We start from the raw sequence: 20,560 nt of genomic DNA, 5'->3' as shown, positions 1-20,560 counted from the left end.
GTCCCCCTCGTTCATTCTCTCGTCGCCGGCTCCAGCGTCAGCGTACGGATCTCGGGCTCACCGCGCCCCTCCATTCCGCGCGCCAGCAGGGTGACGGGTCCCGGCCAGCCGGGCGGTATCCACAGGACGTCCGGGTTCCCGCCGGAGAAGTCGGGCCGCTCGCCCGCCCAGACCCGCCCGAGGCACTCCCCGGCGGCCCAGCCGGTGATCCGCACCTGCGAGGCGTCCAGGCGGATCAACCGCCCGGTGTCGTCGGGGAGTTCGAAGTCGAGCCACGCCTCCTCGCCCGGCTTGAGGGCGAGCGGCAGCCGGACGACCTCGGCGAGCCCCCGCTCCCCGGCGAACCCGGTGAGCAGCGCGTCGTCCTGCACGGCGCACGACCAGCGCGGTACGGCGTCCAGGGTGAGCAGCCGTGCCCGCAGCCCCGGTCCGCTCGGGTGGTGGGGCAGGGTGAGGGCGACGGTGTGGGTGCCGGGCGGCAGCAGGAGCCACGGGTCCTCGGCGTGCAGCGTCCGCGGTTCGCCCCCGTCGACGCTCACCCGGAGCGGCTCGACGATCCCTTGCACCTGCAACGCGGCGTCGGTCGCGGTCCGCAGCGTCCGTCCGTAGGTGACGGGCACGCCGACGCGTGTGCTGCTCCAGCCGCCGAGGGTGCGCAGGGGCACGGGGTCGCCCGCCCAGTGGCCCTCGACCGTCCACAGTGCGGACACGTCGGCCGTCTCCCGGACCTTCCAGAGCCGTCCGGGTCCGCGCAGGGCGCCGAGGCGCAGGGCGGGGAGGCGGGAGTCGTCGAAGTTGGCGTGCCCCCAGATCTCGACGACGGCCTCGATGTCGGCGTCGCCGGTGACGTCCCGGACGTCGAGGGTCCGGGCGGCCCCGAAGCCAGTGATCGTGGGGTGCGCGCGGCCGGCGACCGTCAGGTCGGCGATGTCGGCTGCCCCGGTGAGCAGGAGTTCGTCGACGCCGGTCAGGTCGGTGACGGTCCGGTAGGCGCCCCTGCCCCGGTACACCCCGAGCGCCTCCAGCGCCGGCGGCACCTGATGCGTCCCGGCGTCCCGCTCCGGCGCCGCGTCCACCCGCCGCCGCACCTCCGAGACACCGGCGTCCTCGGCCAGGACGGGTTCCGGTACGACGCCGGCGAGGCCGACGGCGCCGTCCGCGCCCACCTCACGCACCCGGACCGCGTCGGCCGGCGGCAGGACGACGACCGTCGCTCCCGCAATCGTCGTGCGTCCCGGAGCGGGGACGACGGCGGTCTCGTCGCCGACGACGACGGTCACGGGCACCTCGGAGGCGAACACCAGGGTGCCGTCCGCGGCGGCGACGAGGTCGGCCGAGGCGAGGGTGAGGACGGTGTCGAGTCCCCAGGGGGTGAGGGGGACGTCGAGCGCCATGAGGGCGCAGGAGTCGGGGGCGACGGCGACGGGGACGCCGTTCACGACGGCCGTCCCCTTCCGCGTCCCCAGGTTGGGTACGGCCAGGAGCCGGCCGCCGCCGTCGAGGTCGAGTGCGGCGGTCGTCGAGCTGGTGGCGAAGTCGCAGTCCAGGTCGGGTGGTTGGCTGCTCGGGGTGGCGAGGGCGAGGCGGTCGCCGAAGGTGTCGAGGAGCTTCGCGAGGAGCTGGGCCTCCCTGAACTCGGGGCGCTCCACGCCGGTGGAGGAGACGTAGCCGCCGAAGTCGTAGCCGTGGCTCATGAAGTTGCCGGGTCGGCCCCAGTTGCCGGCGGACGGGGTGAGCCCGAAGTTCCAGCCGGACGCCTGGAGATAGGGCGCGATCAGCTTGGCGCCGCTCGCGAGGAGCCGGCGCAGGGTGCGGTGGCGGCGGTTGGTCTCGGTGACCAGCAGGGGGGTGTCCCGTTTCGCCAACAGGTCGGTGTAGTGGCGGACTTCGGGCTCGATGTCCGGGGAGTCGTCGTCCGGGTAGAAGTTGCAGGCGGGGACGATGCCGGGGACGTCACCGGTGGCGCCGGCGAGGTCGCCCTGTCCGGAGCAGGCGATCAGCGGGACGGTGATGCCGTGGGCCAGCGCCATGTCGCGCAGGGCGGTCAGGTAGCCGGTGCGGTCGGCGCAGTCGAAGAAGTCGAGTTCGTTCTCCAGCTGCACCATGACGACGGAACCGCCCGCCGGGTACTGCCGTTCGGCGAGGAGCGGCAGCGCGCGGTCGTACCAGGCGGCGACCTGCTCCAGGTAGCGCGGCTCGTTCTGACGGACCCTCAACTCCTCGTCCAGGCCCAGCCAGGCGGGCAGGGCGCCGCCGTCCCACTCGGAGCAGATGTAGGGGCCGGGCCGGGCGATGACGTAGAGGCCCTGTTCGTGGGCGAGGTCGAGGAAGGCGGCGACGTCGCGGCGGCCCTCGAACGACCAGTCGCCCGGGGCGAGTTCGTGGAAGTTCCAGGGCAAGTAGACGTCGACGCAGGTGTATCCGGAGGCTTTCACCTGGGCGAGGCGGGCGCGCCACTGTTCGCGGGGGAGGCGGAAGTAGAAGAGGGAGGCGCACAGGAGGGTGCGGGGACGGCCGTCGACCCAGAGTCCTCGGCCGTCGATACGGATGCTCACTTGACCCCCGCGCTTCCGCCGCTGATGTCCATCTCGTAGAGGTATTTCTGTCCGATGTAGTAGACGAGAACCATCGGGGCGGCGAGCAGGATGGAGCCGACCATGACGAGGTTCCACGGCGGGGCCTGCATGGCGGCCGAGGTGCTGACGATGTACTGCACGCCGAGCGAGAGCGGCATCTTGGACTCGTCGTTGAGGTAGATGAGGGGGCCCATGAAGTCGCCCCAGGTGTGGGTGAGGGTGAAGATGCCGATGGCGATCAGGACCGGGCGCAGCATCGGGAACATGATGCGCCGGTAGATCCCGAAGAAGCCGAGGCCGTCCATCATGGCCGCCTCGTCGAGCTGGCTGGGCAGCCGGGAGACGAACTGCCGTACCAGGAAGACGTTGAAGGCGTTGGAGAAGAAGTTCGGCACGATCAGCGGGAGGTAGGTGTTCACCCAGCCGAGGTCCCGGAAGAGGATGAACTGGGGGATCATCGTGATCTGCGTCGGGATCATCATGGTGGCGATGACGACGAGGAAGATCGCGTTCTTGCCGGGGGCGCGCAGCCGGGCGAAGGCGTAGCCGACGAGGCCGCTGGAGAGGACCTGGCCGACGACCGAGAACAGTGAGATGAGCACGGAGTTGAGGAGGAAGGTGCCCATCGGGAGTTCGGTGCCGAAGACCCGGGTGAAGTTGTCCCAGTGGAACTCGCGGGGGATGACGGTGAAGGTGTTGGCGTTGACGGTCGCGTCGCTGGAGAGGGCGATCGAGCCGACGAAGACGAGCGGGGTGGAGAGGATCGCCGCGACGATGAGGAGGGTGCCGTAGGTGAACGGGGTCGCGCGGAACGCCCGTACGGCGGGCTTCTCCTGACGTTTCGTCAGGTTGCGTTTCCGCTTGGGCTCGGGGGCCGTGTCCGCGTCGGGCGGCGCGGCGGTGAGCAGGCCGGCCATCACTTCACCTCGGTCTCGTAGAACACCCAGCGGCGGGCGGTGCGGAAGGCGAGCGCCGTGAAGACGAGGATCACGGCGAACAGGAGCCAGGAGATCGCCGAGGCGTATCCCATGTGGTAGAAGCCGAATGCCTGGTCGAACAGGAGCGGGACCATGGTCTGGGCGGCGTCGTAGGCCGCCGCGTTGGACTTCGGGGTGAGGATGTAGACCTGTGCGAAGACCTGGAACGCGCCGATCAGGCCCATGATGAGGTTGAAGAAGATGATCGGCGTGAGGTGGGGCAGGGTGATGCTCCAGAACTGCCGGGTGGCGCCGGCACCGTCGACCTCGGCGGCCTCGTACAGCTCTTTGGGGATGCCCTTCATCGCGGCGAGCAGCAGGACGGTCGCGCTGCCGGCGCCCCAGACGGACATCAGGATGAGGGCGGGTTTGACCCAGGGTCCGTCGATGAGCCAGGCGGGGCCGGAGATGCCGAAGACGCCGAGGAAGTCGTTGACCGGGCCCGAGGGCGCGAGGACCATCTTGAAGATCATCGCGGTGGCGACGAGGGGGACGAGGGTGGGGAGGTAGATCAGGGTGCGGAACAACTTCCGTGCTCTGACCTGCTTGTTGAGGAGGTTGGCGAGCCAGAGGCCGAGGACCAGGCCGAGGGGGACCGAGACGGCCGCGTAGTAGAAGGTGTTCCAGAGGGCCTTCCAGAACACCGGGTCGTCGGTGAGGAGTCTGGTGTAGTTGTCGAGGCCGACCCACTTGGGCGGGGTGAAGGAGTCCCAGTCGGTGAGGGAGTAGTAGACCGACGCGATCATGGGGCCGAGGAGGAAGACCAGGAAGCCGATGATCCAGGGGGAGATGAACAGGTAGAAGGCCAGGGCCTCACGCCTGCGGCGCTTCGAACTGCCCGGCTTCTTCGGCGGAGTCGACGTCACTGTGGGGGTCGCCATGGCCGGTCATCCCGCGGACTTGATGATGGATTCCAGGTTCTTCTGGACGGCCGTCAGGACCTTCTTGGCGTCGGTCTGCTTGCCGAGCCAGAAGTCGGCGAGACCGCTCTCGATCGCGGCCTGCATCTCGTTCCACTCGGGGATGAAGGGCGCGCGGAAGACGAACTCGCTGGACTCGGCGAAGACGCCCATGTCGACCTGGGTCTTCATCCAGGCGGGCTTGAGGAACGCGTCGCTCTTCTGGACCTCAAGGCTCGCCGGGACGTCCTGGCCGGAGGAGATGATCTCCTTCTGGGCCTCGGCGGAGGTGAGGAAGTCGATGGCCTTGAAGGCGTCCTCGGACCGCTTCGAGGTGCGGGAGATCGCGAGGCCGCTGCCGAACGCGGACACCGCCTGCTTCTTGCCGCGCCACAACGGAGCGATGTCCCAGGCGAACTTCGTGGTCGTCAGGCCCGCGATGGCCCAGAAGCCGGTGGCGTTGACGGCGACCTTCTGGTTGGCGAACGCCTGGTCGCCGCCGATGTTCGCGCCCATGTCGGCGTAGTCCTTGGCGCTGGGCACGACCTTGTGCTTGAAGAGCAGGTCGCCGGCCCACTGGAGGGCCTCGACCGCGGCGTCGCTGTCGACGGCGGGGCGGCCGTTGTCGTCGATGATCTGGCCGCCGTTCTGGTAGACGAAGCTCCACCACTGCGGCCACCAGCCGGCCCCGCCGTATCCCCACTGCTTGCCGGGGATCGTCAGCTCCTTGAACGCGGCGAGCGCGTCGTCCCAGGTCCAGTCCGCGGTGGGGGGCTTGATGCCCTTCTTCGCGAAGAGTTCCTTGTTGTAGTAGACGATCATGGCGCCGGAGCGGTCCGGGATCGCGTACTTCTTGTCCTGGTAGGAGTAGATGTCCCCGACCGGGCCGAACCGCTGCGTGGTGTCGAGGGATGCCTTCTTGGCCAGATCGTCGAGGGGCAGCAACTGGCTCTTGCTGGCGTAGGTGTTGACGCTCTCGGCGACCTGCATGATGTCGGGGCCGCTGCCGCCCGCGATCATCGTCTGGACCTTCTGCGGGTACGAGTCGCTGGGGATGAGCTGGAGCTTCACCTTCAGGTCCGGGTACTTCTTCACGAGGAGGTCGATCCTCGCCTGGTACGCCTTGCGGTCGGGGTCGCCGCCCCACACGGTCATCACGAGCGGGCCGCCGCTGGAGCCCGAGGCGGAGTTCCCGCAGGCCGTGAGCGTGATGACGCCGGCCGCGGCGCCCAGGCCGAGGAACCCTCGGCGCGACATCTGAATTCTGTCAACTGGCATGACTCATCCCCTGGTTGAGGTGTGTGAGGGAACAGCAGGACGTGCCGATCAGCCAGCCGCGGCTTTGCGTGGCGGTTAAATTAACCCTCGATCAAATTGCGCCACAAGCCCTTGTTCCGCATCAGTTTCGGGAGGGTTCCGCTTCGACGCCGGGAGGGTTCCGCGCCGGCGGAGGCACCGCGTCGGCCGCCCGGCCGGTCACGCCGTACCCGGGAAAACGAAAAGACCCCTGATCAACAGGGGTCTTCGCTGGTGTCCGAGGGGGGACTTGAACCCCCACGCCCGATAAAGGGCACTAGCACCTCAAGCTAGCGCGTCTGCCATTCCGCCACCCGGACAAGGTGTCTGTCGTTCGCGGGTGTTCCCCGCGGCGACACGGACAACAATACCAAGGTTTCGGAGTGCGCTTCACCTGTATATCCGCAGGCCGGGGCGGTGGAACCGGACACCGGCGGGATCGCTACGCTCCGTGAGCGGGCGACGACCCGGGAGGTTCGGACCCGTCGCGCGGCCGGGTGGCGGGCGGCCGGAATCCCGGTGTCCGAAAGTGCCGCACGCCCCCTGGACAGCACCCCCGGGATGCGGGATAACAAGGTCCATACAGTATTCGTCGACTGTATGCAATGTGCCGCATACAACGCTCCCCCCTCCTGCGACCACCCCTACGAAGGGACAGGTTTCGCCATGCCCGAGGACACCCAGGACAGCCGGAACAGCCGGAACAGCCGGAACAGCCAGAACACCGTCTCCGGCGGCCATCTCGTCGCCAAGGCGCTCAAGGCCGAAGGGGTCGACCGCATCTACACCCTCTGCGGCGGCCACATCATCGACATCTACGACGGCTGCGTCGACGAGGGGATAGAAGTCGTCGACGTCCGGCACGAACAGGTCGCCGCCCACGCCGCCGACGGCTACGCGCGGATCACCGGCAAACCGGGCTGCGCGGTCGTCACCGCCGGACCGGGCACGACCGACGCGGTGACCGGCGTCGCGAACGCGTTCCGCGCCGAGTCGCCGATGCTGCTGATCGGCGGTCAGGGGGCGCTCACCCAGCACAAGATGGGCTCCCTCCAGGACCTCCCGCACGTCGACATGATGGCCCCGATCACGAAGTTCGCGGCGACCGTCCCGGACACGGCCCGCGCCGCCGACATGGTGTCGATGGCGTTCCGCGAGTGCTACCACGGCGCCCCGGGACCGGCGTTCCTGGAGATCCCGCGCGACGTCCTCGACGCGAAGGTCCCCGTCGACAGGGCCCGTGTCCCGCAGACCGGCGCCTACCGCGCCTCGACCCGCTCGGCCGGCGACCCCGCGGCGGTCGAGCGCCTCGCCGACCTCCTCGTGCACGCCGCGAAACCGGCGATCCTGCTGGGCAGCCAGGTGTGGACGACACGCGGCACGCAGGCCGCGATCGACCTGGTCCGCACCCTGAACATCCCGGCGTACATGAACGGCGCCGGCCGCGGCACCCTCCCGCCCGGCGACCCCCACCACTTCCAGCTCTCCCGGCGCTACGCGTTCTCCGGCGCCGATGTCATCGTCATCGTCGGGGCCCCGTTCGACTTCCGCATGGGCTACGGCAAACGCCTCTCCCCCGACGCGACGGTCGTCCAGATCGACCTCGACTACCGCACCGTCGGCAAGAACCGGGACATCGACCTCGGCGTCGTCGGTGACGCGGGGCTGATCCTGAAGCAGGTCACCGAGGCCGCGTCGGGGCGGCTCAACGGCGGCGCGGCGGGCCGCAAGGAGTGGCTGGACGAGCTGCGCGCCGTCGAACAGGCCGCGATCGAGAAGCGGTTGCCGCAGCTGCGGTCGGACGCCTCGCCGATCCACCCCTACCGGCTGGTCAGCGAGATCAACGACTTCCTCACCGAGGACTCGGTCTACATCGGCGACGGCGGCGACATCGTCACCTTCTCCGGGCAGGTCGTCCAGCCCAAGTCCCCCGGCCACTGGATGGACCCCGGCCCGCTCGGCACCCTCGGCGTCGGCGTCCCCTTCGTGCTCGCCGCGAAACAGGCCCGCCCCGACAAGGAGGTCGTGGCCCTCTTCGGGGACGGCGCGTTCTCCCTGACCGGCTGGGACTTCGAGACGCTCGTCCGCTACGACCTCCCGTTCGTCGGCGTCGTCGGCAACAACTCCTCGATGAACCAGATCCGTTACGGCCAGGCCCGCAAGTACGGCGAGGCCCGCCAGCGGATCGGCAACACCCTCGGCGACGTCCACTACGACCAGTTCGCGCGGATGCTCGGCGGCTACGGCGAGGAGGTCCGCGACCCCGCCGACATCGGCCCCGCCCTCAGGCGGGCCCGCGAGTCGGGCAAGCCCTCGCTGATCAACGTCTGGGTCGACCCGGACGCGTACGCCCCCGGAACCATGAACCAGACGATGTACAAGTGAGGTTGACGCCCATGACCGGCAAGGCACTCGACGGCATCCGGGTCCTCGACATGACCCACGTCCAGTCCGGCCCCTCCGCGACCCAGCTCCTCGCCTGGCTCGGCGCGGACGTCGTGAAGCTGGAGGCGCCGTCCGGGGACATCACGCGCGGCCAGTTGCGCGACATCCCGGACGTCGACTCGCTGTACTTCACGATGCTGAACTGCAACAAGCGCAGCATCACCCTCAACACCAAGACCGAGCGCGGCAAGGAGATCCTCACCGAGCTGATCCGGCGCTCGGACGTCCTCGTCGAGAACTTCGGGCCCGGCGCGGTGGACCGGATGGGGTTCACCTGGGAGCGGGTCCAGGAGATCAATCCACGGATCGTCTATGCCTCCATCAAGGGGTTCGGGGACGGCCCGTACACGAACTTCAAGGCGTACGAGGTCGTCGCTCAGGCGATGGGCGGGTCGATGTCGACCACGGGGTTCGAGGACGGGCCGCCGCTGGCGACGGGGGCCCAGATCGGGGACTCGGGGACGGGCGTCCACGCCGTGGCGGGGATTCTCGCGGCCCTGCTCCAGCGCGAGAAAACCGGGCGTGGTCAGCGGGTCGGCGTGGCCATGCAGCACGCCGTACTCAACCTGTGCCGGGTGAAGCTCCGGGACCAGCAGCGCCTGGCACGAGGGCCGCTCTCTGAATATCCGAACGACGACTTCGGCGCGGAAGTTCCCCGTTCCGGAAACGCGTCCGGCGGCGGCCAGCCGGGGTGGGCGGTCAGGTGCGCGCCGGGCGGTCCGAACGACTACGTGTACGTGATCGTGCAGCCCGTCGGCTGGGGGCCGATCGCCGAGCTGATCGGCCGTCCGGAGCTGGCCGAGGACCCCGAGTGGGCGACCCCGCGGGCCCGGCTGCCGAAGCTGAACAAGATGTTCCAGCTGATCGAGGAGTGGTCGTCGACCCTGCCGAAGTGGGAGGTCCTGGACCGGCTCAACGCCCGGGGCGTGCCGTGCGGGCCGATCCTGTCGACGCGGGAGATCGTCGAGGACGAGTCGCTGATCGCGAACGAGATGATCGTGCGCGTCGAGCACCCGGAGCGCGGCGAGTTCGTGACCGTCGGCAGCCCGCTCAAACTGTCCGAGTCCCCCGTCGAGGTGAGGAGTTCGCCGTTGCTCGGCGAGCACAACGAGGAGATCTACGCCGCCGAGCTGGGCCTCGGCGCGGACGAGCTGCGGCTGCTGAAGTCGGACGGGGTGATCTGAGATGGTCTCGGAGGACCGGGTGGCACGGGTGCGGGCGGTGCTGGACGCCGTGCGCGCCGAGGGCCGGACGACGCTGACGGCGCCGGAGGGCAAGGAGGTCGCCGACGCGTACGGGATCGCCGTACCGGGCGAGGCGCTGGCCCGGGACGTCGAGGAGGCGGTCGCGCGGGCGGCGCGGTTCGGCGGGCCGGTGGTGATGAAGATCGTGTCGCCGGACATCCTGCACAAGACGGAGGCCGGCGGGGTGGTCGTCGGGGTCGAGGGGGCGGCGGCCGTCCGGGCCGCGTTCCACGAGATCGTCGGCAACGCGCGCGCGTACGACGCGCACGCGCGTGTCACCGGCGTGCAGATCCAGGAGCTGCTGCCCGAGGGTCTGGAGGTGATCGTCGGGGCGGTGACCGATCCGACGTTCGGGAAGGTGGTGGCGTTCGGGCTCGGCGGGGTGCTCGTCGAGGTGCTGAAGGACGTCACGTTCCGGCTGGCGCCGGTGAGCGCGGACGAGGCGCTGTCGATGCTGGACTCGATCCGGGCGGCGCCGGTGCTGGCGGGGGTGCGGGGGCGGGCCGGGGTGGACCGGTGGGCGCTCGCGGAGCAGATCCGGCGGGTGTCGCTGCTGGTCGCGGAGTTCCCGGAGATCGCCGAGGTGGACCTCAACCCGGTGATCGCGACGCCGGAGGGCGCGCACGCGGCGGACGTCCGGATCATCCTGTCCGACGCACCGGTGAAGGAGCGGCGCCGTTACTCGCGGGAGGAGATCCTCGCGTCGACGGGGCGGCTGATGCGGCCCCGGTCGGTCGCGGTGATCGGGGCGTCGAACGAGCCGGGCAAGATCGGCAACTCGGTGATGCGCAACCTGGTCGACGGCGGGTTCGCCGGGGACATCCATCCCGTCAACCCGAAGGCGGACGACATCCTGGGCCGCAAGGCGTACCGGAGCGTCACGGACGTGCCGGGCGAGGTCGACGTCGCCGTGTTCGCGATCCCCGCGCGGTTCGTCGCCGCCGCCCTGGAGGAGACCGGCCGCAAGGGGATACCGAACGCGGTGCTGATCCCCTCGGGGTTCGCGGAGACCGGGGAGCACGCCCTCCAGGCGGAGATCGTGGAGATCGCCGAGCGGTACGGCGTGCGCGTGCTGGGGCCGAACATCTACGGCTACTACTCGACCTGGCAGGACCTGTGCGCGACGTTCTGCACGCCCTACGACGTGAAGGGCGGGGTGGCGCTGACCTCGCAGTCCGGCGGCATCGGGATGGCGATCCTCGGGTTCGCGCGCAGCACGCGCACGGGCGTGTCGGCGATCGTGGGCCTCGGCAACAAGTCGGACCTCGACGAGGACGACCTGCTGACGTGGTTCGCGCAGGACCCGCACACCGAGTGCGTCGCGATGCACCTGGAGGACCTCAAGGACGGGCGCGCGTTCGTCGAGGCGGCGCGGGCGACCGTGCCGAGGAAGCCGGTGATCGTCCTGAAGGCCGGGCGGACGGCGGCGGGGGCGCGGGCCGCCGGCTCGCACACGGGCGCCCTGGCGGGCGACGACGCCGTGTACGACGACGTCCTGCGGCAGGCCGGGGTGATCCGGGCGCCGGGGCTGCACGACATGCTGGAGTACGCGCGCGCGTTGCCGGTGCTGCCGACGCCGCGCGGCGACAACGTCGTCATCATCACCGGCGCGGGCGGCAGCGGGGTGCTGCTGTCGGACGCCGTGACGGACAACGGGCTGTCCCTGATGGAGATCCCGCCCGACCTGGACGAGGCGTTCCGGCGGTTCATCCCGCCGTTCGGGGCGGCCGGGAACCCGGTGGACATCACCGGGGGCGAGCCGCCGGCGACGTACGAGGCGACGATCCGGCTGGGTCTGGAGGACCCGCGCGTGCACGCGCTGGTGCTCGGTTACTGGCACACGATCGTCACTCCCCCGATGGTCTTCGCGGAGCTCACCGCGCGCGTGGTGGCCGAGTTCCGGGCGCGGGGCGTCGACAAGCCGGTGGTGGCGTCGCTCGCCGGGGACGTCGAGGTGGAGGAAGCGTGCCAGTACCTCTTCGAGCGGGGGGTCGTGGCGTACCCGTACACGACGGAGCGGCCGGTGGCGGTGCTGGGCGCGAAGTACCGGTGGGCGCGGGCGGCGGGGCTGCTCGGGGGTGGTTCATGAGGTGAGGCGGTCGGGGGCCGGCCGACGGTGCGCGTCGGCCGGCCCCGGGGACCCGCTCGCGCACGGAAGGCACGGACACCACCGGTTCTTTCGACGCCAAGGAGTGCGCAACAGATGAAGACCACCGGATACGACTCCGCCGCCGTCCCGTACAGGGAGGTGACGGACCGGCACGGGCGCGTGTACCGGATCGGGGAGAGCGACCGGGACGTCATGGGGCGGCCCCGCTGGACGATGGTGCTGTTCCCGTGGCTCGGCATGCTGGGGATCAGTTCCTCCGAGTACGCGTTCACGTCCGCCGAGGACACGCTCCACGAGGCGCATCTGTGGAGCAGCGGGCACATCTTCTGGCTGATGGGCGTCTGGGTGTTCTTCCAGGCGGCCGTGGCCTTCCCGGCGGGGAGGTTACGGGAGAGCGGGCGGCTGCCCGCGCGGTACGCGATGCTGCTCGGCGCGCTGGGCACGGTGCTGGGCTATGTGTCGCTGGCGTACGCGCCGCACGTCGTCGTCGCCTATCTGGGCTTCGGGATGTGCAGCGGGATCGGCGCCGGCCTGGTGTACGCGACCTGCGTGAACATGGTCGGCAAGTGGTACCCGGAGCGCAAGGGCGGCAAGACCGGGATGGTCAACGGCGGTTTCGCCTACGGGTCGGTGCCGTTCGTGTTCCTGTTCACGTCGTACATGGACCTCGGCAACTACCGGGGTGTGCTGGTCGCGGTGGGGCTGGTGTGCTGCGCGGTCGTCGCGTGCGCGGGGTGGTTCTTCCGGGACCCGCCGAAGAACTGGTGGCCGCCGCACGTCGATCCGCTGGCGCCCACCACCGATCCGAAGATCCGCCGGGCGCTGCTGAAGAACCCGCCCGCGGTGCGGCAGTACACGCCCCGGGAGGCGGCGCGGACGCCCGTGCTGTGGATGATGTGGTTCTGCCTGCTGTGCACGGCCGGGATCAACATCTTCGGGATCGCCTTCCAGGTGCCGTTCGGCAAGGACATGGGGTTCGCGGGCGGGATCGTCGCGACGGCGATGTCCCTGAAGGCGATCGTCAACGGCACCGGGCGCGGGGTCATCGGCTGGATCTCGGACCGGTACGGGCGCCGCAACACCCTGGTCGTGGTGTGTGTGGTGCTCGGGACCGCGCAGTTCGGGGTGCTGGTCTCGGGCCAGATGGGCAGCATGCCGTTCTTCCTGTTCTGCTCGATGGTCTCCGGGTTCGGCGGCGGCGCGATCTTCCCGCTGTTCGCCGCGATGACGGCCGACTACTTCGGCGAGAACAACAACGCCAGCAACTACGGGATGGTCTACAGCTCGAAGCTCGTCTCCGGTCTCGTGGGCTCCGGGGTCGGCTCGGTCGTCGTCGGGGTCTGGGACTACGAGGGCGCGTTCGTCCTGGCGGGCGGGATCGGGCTGGCGTCGGCGGTGCTGGCGCTGTTCCTGCGGGCGCCGGGCAGACCCCGCGCGCGGCGTCGCATCGTCCCGAACCCGCATCCGCTCGGTGAGGAGATGGCCTGACATGACGGCAGATCCGTACGCGGCGCGGGCGGCCCGGCGGCGCCCCGCCCACCGTGAGGTGACCGACGCGCGCGGGCGCGTGTACCGGATCGGGGAGACCGACCGGGACATCCTCGGCCACTCCCGGAATCTGATGATCTGGCTGCCCTGGCTCGCGATGATAGCGATCAGCGTCTTCGAGTACGCGTACGGCTCCGCGGAGGACACCCTGTCCCACGCGCACGGCTGGACGCAGTCGAACACCTTCTGGATTCTCAGCGTCTGGGTGTTCTTCCAGGCGGGCGTCGCCTTCCCGGCCGGCTGGCTGCGCGAGAAAGGGCTCCTCACGGCCCGTCAGGCCATGTACGCGGGCTCAGGGCTGTGCCTGGTGGGGTTCCTGGCCCTCTCGCATCTCGGCGACGTCCTGATGGCGATCCTCGGCTTCGGCGTGGTCGGCGGGATCGGCGCCGGGCTCGTCTACGCGACCTGCATCAACATGGTCGGCAAGTGGTTCCCCGAGCGGCGCGGCGCGCGCACCGGGTTCGTCAACGGCGGCTTCGCGTACGGTTCGCTGCCGTTCATCTTCGTCTTCAACTACGGCTTCGACACCGCGAACTACCACCGGGTCCTGGACCTCATCGGCTGTTACATCATGATCGTCGTGTTCGGGTGCGCGTTCTTCTTCAAGGACCCGCCGAAGAACTGGTGGCCCGCCGGCGTCGATCCCCTCGCGCGCGCGGGCGCCGGTGCGGCGGGCCTCGCGAAGAACCCTCCGGCCGTCCGCCAGTTCACCCCGAAGGAGGCGATCCGCACCGGCATGCTGCCCCTGATGTGGCTGTCGATCGTCATGACGGCGGGCGTCTCGATCTTCGGGATCTCCTTCCAGGTCGACTACGCGAAGGAGGTCGGTTTCGGCCCGCTCGTCGCGGCGTCCTCGATGGGGGTGATGGCCGTCGTCAACGGCGTCGGGCGCGGTGTCGTCGGCTGGCTCTCCGACCGGTGGGGGCGCAAGTCGACGCTGGTGTTCGTGATCGTCGTCCTCGGTCTCGCCCAGTTCGGTGTCATCTGGGCGGGCGACGTCCGCAGCGAGGCGCTGTTCCTGTTCTTCGCGTTCCTCTCCGGGTTCGGCGGGGGCGCGTTCTATCCGCTGTTCGCGGCCCTGACGCCGGACTACTTCGGGGAGAACTACAACGCCACCAACTACGGGCTGGTGTACAGCGGGAAGCTGGTCAGCGGTCTCTTCGGGGGCGGCCTCGGGTCGCTGGTCGTCGCCTCCTGGGGGTACGACGGGGCGTACGCGCTCGCCGGGGGCGTGTCGATGGTGGCCGCGCTGATCGCGCTGCTGCTGCGGCAGCCGGGAAGGGCCGGCGCGAAGACCGTGTGAGAGGCACGCGCGCGTGGCGGGCCGCTTTCTCGCGGCCCGCCACGCGCGTACGCGTGCGCTGTCGGGTTGTCAGTGGCGGCGGCCCCTGAGCGCCGCGAGGTTGTCGTACCCGATCCGGGCGTACGTGAGGGACTGGGCGGGGTCGGTGGTGCTGGGGGCGTTGTCCTGTTCGACCATGGGGTTGCGGTAGTCGCGGTCGCCTATGCGGGAGAAGAACGTCGTGTAGTCGATGTCCCCGGTGCCGAAGGGAACCATGTCGTAGCCCATGCCGTTGGTGGTGTTGACGGTGCCGTCCTTGGCGTGGAACAGCGGGTAGCGGCGGCTGTTGCGGACGACGACGGCCGCGGGGTCGAAGACCTTCTCCCGGGTGGAGCCGTCGGGCGCGGTGTAGGTGTGGAACTTGTAGCGGGCGACGTGCGCCCAGAAGACGTCCAGCTCCAGCCAGACGGACCGCGGGTCGGTCGCCTTCAGGAAGTACTCCAGCTTGCGGATGCCGGAGCTGCGGGTCGGCTTCCCCTGGGCGTCGAGCGGGCCGGAGTCGAGGAGGAAGCCGTAGGCGGCGTCGTGGTTGTGGGTGTAGAGCTTGACGCCCGCGCGGCGGGCGATCGCGCCGAGGGCGTTCCACTTGTCGGCGGCGACGTCCCAGTCGGCCCGGTAGGAGCTGTTCGTGGGGTCGCCGCCGGTGCCCATGTGGGGCATGCCGAGGATGTTCGCGATCTCCAGGTGCTTCTTGAAGGTGTCCAGTTCGGCGGGGACGAACGGCCAGGACGGCGGGATGTAGCCGTGGTTGCCGCGGGCGCGCAGCCCGTAGTCGTCGAGCCAGGACCGCAGCAGCCGTGCGCCCTGCACGGACTCCAGGCTCGCGCCGCCGGGGGCGTTCGCGTGCTGCCCGTACCCGGCGAACTCGACCTGCCGGTAGCCGAACCGGGAGAGCTGCTTGAAGACCTCGCGGAACCCTGAGGGCAGGTCGGAGGCGAGCGGGTCACGGCCGGTGGCGTCACGGACGGTGTACAGGATGATGCCGCGCCGGTGGGCGGGTACGAGGCTGTCGCGGCCGTGGCCGTGCCCGTGGCCGTGCCCCTGGCCTCTGCCGAGGTTCTGGGCGGCGGCCGGCGGGGCGCCGAGGACGGGGGCGGCGATCGCGGCGCCCGCGACGGCGGTGCAGGTGGTGAGGAAGCGGCGGCGGCCGATGCCGAGGGTGCGGCGCAGGGCCTCGCCGGTGCCGGACTCTTCGTTGAACGCGGTCACGGTGTCTCGCTTTCGGGTCGGTGGTGCGGGTGTGCCACGGGGGGTGACGGATCGGTTATCCGGCCGGTGAGCTGGGGGTTTCGGCCGGTGCTCGGGGTTCGCTCAGTGGGGTGCGGACCCCGTTGTCAGTGGGGTGTGGTTACGTGGAGTCACGACAGCGGGAAGGGGCGGGGGAAGGAGCGGCGGAGGGAGCGGTGAGCGGGCCGGCGACCGGCGGCGGGGGTTCAAGGGAGTTCCTTGAGGCCCAGGTCGGTCAGGAGGTCGCGGGCCAGGGCCAGTTCGGCGGCGATGCCGTCGGCGAGCTGGGCCCGGGTGCGGGGCCGGAGCGCGGGAGGGAGGGTCTGCCAGGTGTAGGTCTCGACTTCGAGATGCCGGGTGAGCGGGTGCGGGCCGCCGACGAGACGGGAGAGCGCGGCGCGCAGGACGGGGAGCGTGGAGGTGAGGGGCGCGGCGGGGGTCGCGTGCAGCGGGACGTGGAAGTGGGCGCGCCACGGACCGTCCACGGGCAGGGCGTCGGTGGTGAGGGCCTCGGGCAGGTCGTCGGTGCCGGCCCGGCCGGTGGGGGTGAGCGTGCGGGTCTGGTGCAGGTAGCGGGGCTCGTCGAAGGCGGCGAGGGCCTCGCGGACGGCGGGGAGGCCGGGCCGCTCGGCGTGCAGGGCGGCGGACAGCTGGGACTTGACGACGGGGACGCCGGCCGCGGCGAGGGCGTCCAGGGCGGTGTGCGGATCTTCGAAGGAGGTGGCGAGATGGCAGGTGTCGACGCAGATCCCGATCCGGGGGTGCGCGATCGCGGCGAGCGGGGCGAGGGCGTCGGCGGTGGTCTCGACGACGCAGCCAGGTTCGGGTTCGAGTCCGACGCGCACGGACCGGCCGGTCAGCTCCGCCAGGGCGTCGAGGCGTTCGGCGAGCGTGCGCAGGGCGGCGCGGGCCTTGTCGGCGCGTTCCTCGTCGAGGGCGGTCCGCCAGGCGAGCGGCAGGGTGGAGACACTGCCCTCGGTGACGTCGTCGGGGAGCAGCCCGGCGAGGACGCGCGCGAGGGCGGTGGTGTGGTCGAGGCGCTCCGGGTCGGCCCAGTCCGGCTTGTACACGCGGTACTTGACCTCGCCGGTGCCGAACCCGTCGTACGGGAAGCCGTTGAGGGTGACGACCTCCAGGCCGCGTCCGTCCAGGGCGGTGCGCAGGGCGCGCAGGGCGGACGGGTCGGTGTCCAGGGTGTGCGCGGCGTCCCGGGCGAGCCACAGGCCGATGCCGAGGCGGTCGCGGCCGAGCCGGCGGCGTACGGGCTCGCAGTGGTCGCGCAGTTGGGCGAGGACGCCGTCGAGGGTCTCGGCGGGGTGGACGTTCGTGCAGTAGGCGAGGTGGACGGTCGAGCCGTCGGGGTGGCGGAAGCGCATCGGTCACTCCTCGCCGCGCGGCGGGCAGCCGCCCGCGTAGGCGGGCTCCGGGGCGACGACGCCGGGGGTGTGGTCGTCGGTCGTGCGGGACGTCAGGGGAAGGTGCGGGTCGTAGAGGCGCATCACGGCTCCGTCCGTCGGGGGGCTTCGGCCATCGCCAGGACCCGGCGCAGGTCCTCCTGCACGGGGCGGCCCGCGGCGGCGCGTTCCGCCGCGTGGTCGCGGAGCATCCGCGCGAGTTCCCCGTCGCCGCTCGCCCGGTCCGTGAGCCCGGCCACCTCGGTGACGGGGACGCCGGTGAACAGGCACTTCAGTACGGCGTGCCGCCAGGCGTGCGCGCCGAGGTGCCGGGCGGCGTACGGGCCCACGGCCGCGGCGATCAGGCTCGTGTCGTTCGTCCGCAGGGCGTCCTCGACGAGGGGGAGGGCGTCGGGGGTGGGGGTGGTGTGCGGGAGTGCGTGCAGGACCGCTCGGCGTTCGGCCGCCGTGCCCTGGGTGTACAGGAGGGTGAGGGTGGGGGTGTCGGGGTGGGCGGCGTGCAGGAGGAGGACGCGGGCGGCGTCGGCGTACCGGGGGCCGCAGCGGCGGGCGGCCTCGGTGAAGTGGCGTCGCCAGGTGGGGGGTTGGGCAGGGCCGGTGTGCGGGGTGGCGGCTCGGGTCAGGGCTTCGTCGAGCCAGGTTCGGGGGGTGGGGGGCAGGTGGGTGCGGAGGTGGGCGTGGAGGGTGTCCGGAGGGGTGTGGGCGGGGGCGCGGTCCGGAGTGGGGGCCGGGTCGGGGGCGGGGCTGTGCGTGGGGGCGGGGCTTCGGGCGGGCTGCTTCGGGAGGGGGGCCTGGTCGGGGTCTGGCATCGGGGGGCCTCCTTCAGGAAGTGGCCGCGGCGGTGAGGAAGGGGAGGGAGCGGGTGGCCTGGTGGGGGCCCGCGTGGGAGTGGCGGGGGAGTTCGACGACCGTCAGGCCCTGGTAGCCGGTGGCGGCGAGGGCCGCGAGGACGGGTGGGAAGTCGATCTCGCCGTCCCCGAGAGGGAGGTGTTCGTGGACGCCGCGCCGCATGTCCTCGATCTGGACGTGCCGGAGCCAGGGGGCGGCGGCGCGGACGCAGTCGGCCGGGGAGAGGGGTTCCAGGCACTGGCAGTGGCCGATGTCGAGGGTGAGGCCGAGGTGCGCGGGGTCGTCCAGGAGGGTGCGGAGGTGGTGGAAGTCGGCGAGGGTGGCGAGGAGGTGGCCGGGTTCGGGTTCGACGGCGAGGGGGATGTCGGCGGTGGCGGCTCTGGCGAGGACGGGGGTGAGGCTGTCGGCGAGGCGGGTCCAGGCGGTGGGGTGCGGGGGTGTCGGGGGGTGGGGGGTGGCGGGGGCCGGATTCGGGGTGCGGGGTGGGGGCGGTTCGTGCGGCGACGCCGAGGTCGTCGGGGGCCGGGGTGGGGTCGCGTTCGGCGGCTGTGCGGGGTTTCGTGGCGGCTCCGGGGGCTGTGCCGACTCAGGTGCCGGCTCCGGGGTATCTGCCGGTCCGCGTGTCGTCTCCGGAGCCGATGCCGGTTCGCGTGCCTGCTCACGTGCCTGCTCGCGCCCCTGCCGCCGTTCCGATTCGGGGAGGACGCCGCTGAAGCAGTGGACGGCCTCGGCGCCCAGTTCCTCGGCGATCTCCACGGCGCGGATCAGCAGGGCGGTCCGGCGGGCGCGGTCCTCCGGGGCGGGGTCGATGAGCGAGGGGCCGTGTTTGCGGCGGGGGTCGAGGATGTAGCGGGCGCCTGTCTCGACGGTCACACCGAGGCCGAGGGCGTCGAGGCGGCGGGCCAGGTGCCGGGTGCGGGCGGGGAGGTCGGGGGCCAGCGGGTCGAGGTGCATGTGGTCGAGGGTCAGGCCGACGCCGTCGTAGCCGAGGTCGGCGAGGAGGGTGAGGGCGTCGTCCAGCCGGAGGTCGGTGAGGCCGTTGGTGCCGTAGCCGAAGCGGAGGGGGTGAGGGGCGGCGTGCTCGGCACGGCTGTCGGGGAGCGGGGTCGGGGCGGGTACGGAGCCGGGTACGCCGGCCCGTCCGGACACCGGCGGCGAGGAGGCTCCGACGCCGGCACCGGAACCCGTACGAGCACCGCCCGCCCACGCGTCACCCCGGCTCACTCCCCCTCCCCCCTCGCACCGGAACACGGCCCGGCCTCCCCCACACGGCTCGCGGACTCCGCCGGGCCGGCCGAGGCCGCCGCCCCTGTCACGCCCACCGACCCAGTCCCCCTCGGCACCCCACCGACTCCACCCACCCCCAACTCCCTCCCGAACCCCACAAGTTCCCCCCACTGCTCCTCCAACCCCGCAGCGCACTCCCCCACCGGGTCCTTGAAGAAGAACCCCAAGGCGGACAGCGCCCCCGACACCCCCCGCTCGTGCGCGCGCAGCGCCAGGCGGGCGAGGTCGAGGATCAGGGGAGCGGCGAGGGCCGAGTCGCAGCCCTGCCAGGTCGTCTGGAGGGTCATCCGCGTGCCGAGGAACCCGTCGAAGGCGATGTGGTCCCAGGCGGTCTTCCAGTCACCGAGCGCGGGGACGTCGTCGATGTGGACCCGCCCCTCGGGGACGGCGCCGAGCGTGTCGGCGAGGACCCTCCCCTTGCCCGCGTTCTTCGCGGCGGCGGCGCCCGGATCGGCCAGCGCCGCGCCGTCCCCGCCACCGAGCAGGTTGACGCCGGACCAGGCGCGGACGTCCAGCGCGCGCCGGCTGAACATCGGCCCCAGCACGGACCGCAGGAGCGTCTGCCCCGTCTTCCCGTCCCGCCCGGCGTACGGCAGCCCGCACGACTCCGCGAGCCCCGCGAGGGCGGGGTGGTGCAGTCCCGTGGACGGCGTGAAGTTCACGTAGGCGCAGCCGGCCCGCAGCGCCGCTGCCGCGTACAGCGAACTCGGCGGCAGGGCGGGCCCGTCGGACACGGCCTCGGTGGAGGCGACGTTCACGACGACCGCCCGGTCGAGCCCCAGGCGCCGCACGAAGTCCTGGATGTCGGCGGCGAGAGCGGCGATCGACCGCTCGTCATCGCCGGGCGGCCCGGACCGCCCACCACCCCCGGAGCCGACACCCGCGAGGCCCGCCCCTTCGTCACCCGGCACTCCGCTCGGCCTCGCCGAACCCCCCAGTCCCGCCGGAGCCGGCACACCCCCTCCCCCTCGAAGACCGCCCCCGCCCCCGCCGAACCGCCCCGCCCCCAGCCCCCACCTGATCTCCCGGTCCGCGGCGGCGAGTTCCTCCCCCACGGCCGTCGCGAGCCCCGCCGGCAGCACCCCCTCCGCCGCGAGTTGCTCCGCGCGTTTCGGCAGGGGCGTGTCCGTGACGTCGTGGCCGCCGAAGACGAGGGACGTGAGGGGCGGGAGTCCGGCGTGGGCGAACTCCGGTTTCTCGGTGACGAGTCCGGTCGGCGGGCGCAGCCCCGCGGTGACGGCGGCGCAGCCCGCGACGGCGGTGGTGGCGACGGACCCGCGTGCGCCGATGAGCCAGACACCTACCTTGGGCATGGCAACCTCCTTGCGATGAACCTGAGTTGCTG

14 protein-coding genes and 1 tRNA gene are annotated in these 20,560 nt (G+C 71.5%); 5 read left to right on the top strand and 10 right to left on the bottom strand.

Translation table 11 applies throughout. From position 1 onward, the window contains the following. Positions 1–11: 11 nt before the first annotated feature. The 5 genes from ABZX85_RS07130 to ABZX85_RS07110 all read right to left on the bottom strand — a co-directional run bounded on the left by ABZX85_RS07130 (position 12) and on the right by ABZX85_RS07110 (position 6,068). Positions 12–2,555, bottom strand: coding sequence for a beta-galactosidase (locus tag ABZX85_RS07130; protein ID WP_355863298.1), 2,544 nt, complete (start codon positions 2,553–2,555; stop codon positions 12–14). After that, positions 2,552–3,493: a carbohydrate ABC transporter permease gene (locus ABZX85_RS07125; protein ID WP_355863296.1), complete on the bottom strand. Its 942-nt coding sequence runs from the start codon at positions 3,491–3,493 to the stop codon at positions 2,552–2,554. Before ABZX85_RS07125 ends, ABZX85_RS07130 begins: the two co-directional genes overlap by 4 nt. Then, complete coding sequence (locus tag ABZX85_RS07120; protein ID WP_355863294.1) at positions 3,493–4,434, bottom strand: sugar ABC transporter permease; 942 nt, start codon at positions 4,432–4,434, stop codon at positions 3,493–3,495. Before ABZX85_RS07120 ends, ABZX85_RS07125 begins: the two co-directional genes overlap by 1 nt. A gap of 6 nt (positions 4,435–4,440) precedes the next feature. Beyond that, on the bottom strand, positions 4,441–5,709 hold the full coding sequence (locus ABZX85_RS07115; protein WP_355863292.1) for a sugar ABC transporter substrate-binding protein: 1,269 nt from the start codon (positions 5,707–5,709) through the stop codon (positions 4,441–4,443). A 271-nt stretch (positions 5,710–5,980) separates the two neighbouring features. Then, positions 5,981–6,068: transfer RNA gene (locus ABZX85_RS07110), tRNA-Leu, on the bottom strand. A gap of 346 nt (positions 6,069–6,414) precedes the next feature. Between ABZX85_RS07110 and ABZX85_RS07105 the strand changes: the two genes are divergently transcribed. The 5 genes from ABZX85_RS07105 (at position 6,415) to ABZX85_RS07085 (ending at position 14,398) form a co-directional block, all read left to right on the top strand. Beyond that, entirely contained in the window at positions 6,415–8,133 is a 1,719-nt protein-coding gene (locus tag ABZX85_RS07105; RefSeq protein WP_355863290.1) for a thiamine pyrophosphate-binding protein, read from the top strand. 11 nt (positions 8,134–8,144) lie between these two features. Continuing rightward, positions 8,145–9,377, top strand: a complete 1,233-nt coding sequence (frc, locus tag ABZX85_RS07100) for a formyl-CoA transferase (protein WP_355863288.1) — start codon at positions 8,145–8,147, stop codon at positions 9,375–9,377. 1 nt (position 9,378) lies between these two features. Beyond that, complete coding sequence (locus ABZX85_RS07095) at positions 9,379–11,526, top strand: acetate--CoA ligase family protein (protein ID WP_355863286.1); 2,148 nt, start codon at positions 9,379–9,381, stop codon at positions 11,524–11,526. Positions 11,527–11,640: 114 nt separating this feature from the next. Then, positions 11,641–13,035 (top strand): OFA family MFS transporter, encoded by a 1,395-nt coding sequence (locus tag ABZX85_RS07090; RefSeq protein ID WP_355863284.1) that lies wholly within the window; start codon positions 11,641–11,643, stop codon positions 13,033–13,035. Between the two features lies 1 nt (position 13,036). Next, positions 13,037–14,398, top strand: a complete 1,362-nt coding sequence (locus ABZX85_RS07085; RefSeq protein ID WP_355863282.1) for an OFA family MFS transporter — start codon at positions 13,037–13,039, stop codon at positions 14,396–14,398. 69 nt (positions 14,399–14,467) lie between these two features. On the opposite strand, the gene ABZX85_RS07080 is transcribed toward ABZX85_RS07085, so the two are convergent. The 5 genes from ABZX85_RS07080 to ABZX85_RS07060 form a co-directional block, all read right to left on the bottom strand. Next, positions 14,468–15,646, bottom strand: coding sequence for a sugar phosphate isomerase/epimerase family protein (locus tag ABZX85_RS07080; protein WP_355863280.1), 1,179 nt, complete (start codon positions 15,644–15,646; stop codon positions 14,468–14,470). Between the two features lie 224 nt (positions 15,647–15,870). Then, positions 15,871–17,040 (bottom strand): metabolite traffic protein EboE, encoded by a 1,170-nt coding sequence (gene eboE, locus ABZX85_RS07075; RefSeq protein WP_355863278.1) that lies wholly within the window; start codon positions 17,038–17,040, stop codon positions 15,871–15,873. A gap of 122 nt (positions 17,041–17,162) precedes the next feature. Further along, positions 17,163–17,888 (bottom strand): EboA domain-containing protein, encoded by a 726-nt coding sequence (locus ABZX85_RS07070; protein WP_355863276.1) that lies wholly within the window; start codon positions 17,886–17,888, stop codon positions 17,163–17,165. A 13-nt stretch (positions 17,889–17,901) separates the two neighbouring features. After that, on the bottom strand, positions 17,902–19,152 hold the full coding sequence (locus tag ABZX85_RS07065) for a sugar phosphate isomerase/epimerase family protein (protein WP_355863274.1): 1,251 nt from the start codon (positions 19,150–19,152) through the stop codon (positions 17,902–17,904). Then, positions 19,149–20,528 (bottom strand): inositol-3-phosphate synthase, encoded by a 1,380-nt coding sequence (locus ABZX85_RS07060; protein WP_355863272.1) that lies wholly within the window; start codon positions 20,526–20,528, stop codon positions 19,149–19,151. Before ABZX85_RS07060 ends, ABZX85_RS07065 begins: the two co-directional genes overlap by 4 nt. Positions 20,529–20,560: the final 32 nt, after the last annotated feature.

It is taken from the genome of Streptomyces sp. NPDC004539, from assembly GCF_040610055.1.
Taxonomy (GTDB): Bacteria; Actinomycetota; Actinomycetes; order Streptomycetales; family Streptomycetaceae; genus Streptomyces.
The sequence above is the reverse complement of the archived record's forward strand: the minus strand, read 5'-3'. Positions and strand labels throughout refer to the sequence as shown.

What these genes read in the sequence shown, in the direction of transcription:
- ABZX85_RS07060 (WP_355863272.1), bottom strand. Translation starts at nt 20,528, where the DNA reads ATGCCCAAGGTAGGTGTCTGGCTCATCGGCGCACGCGGGTCCGTCGCC.
- ABZX85_RS07090 (WP_355863284.1), top strand. Translation starts at nt 11,641, where the DNA reads ATGAAGACCACCGGATACGACTCCGCCGCCGTCCCGTACAGGGAGGTG.
- ABZX85_RS07105 (WP_355863290.1), top strand. Translation starts at nt 6,415, where the DNA reads ATGCCCGAGGACACCCAGGACAGCCGGAACAGCCGGAACAGCCGGAAC.
- ABZX85_RS07115 (WP_355863292.1), bottom strand. Translation starts at nt 5,709, where the DNA reads ATGTCGCGCCGAGGGTTCCTCGGCCTGGGCGCCGCGGCCGGCGTCATC.
- ABZX85_RS07095 (WP_355863286.1), top strand. Translation starts at nt 9,379, where the DNA reads ATGGTCTCGGAGGACCGGGTGGCACGGGTGCGGGCGGTGCTGGACGCC.
- ABZX85_RS07120 (WP_355863294.1), bottom strand. Translation starts at nt 4,434, where the DNA reads ATGGCGACCCCCACAGTGACGTCGACTCCGCCGAAGAAGCCGGGCAGT.
- ABZX85_RS07070 (WP_355863276.1), bottom strand. Translation starts at nt 17,888, where the DNA reads ATGCCAGACCCCGACCAGGCCCCCCTCCCGAAGCAGCCCGCCCGAAGC.
- eboE (WP_355863278.1), bottom strand. Translation starts at nt 17,040, where the DNA reads ATGCGCTTCCGCCACCCCGACGGCTCGACCGTCCACCTCGCCTACTGC.
- ABZX85_RS07125 (WP_355863296.1), bottom strand. Translation starts at nt 3,493, where the DNA reads ATGGCCGGCCTGCTCACCGCCGCGCCGCCCGACGCGGACACGGCCCCC.
- frc (WP_355863288.1), top strand. Translation starts at nt 8,145, where the DNA reads ATGACCGGCAAGGCACTCGACGGCATCCGGGTCCTCGACATGACCCAC.
- ABZX85_RS07085 (WP_355863282.1), top strand. Translation starts at nt 13,037, where the DNA reads ATGACGGCAGATCCGTACGCGGCGCGGGCGGCCCGGCGGCGCCCCGCC.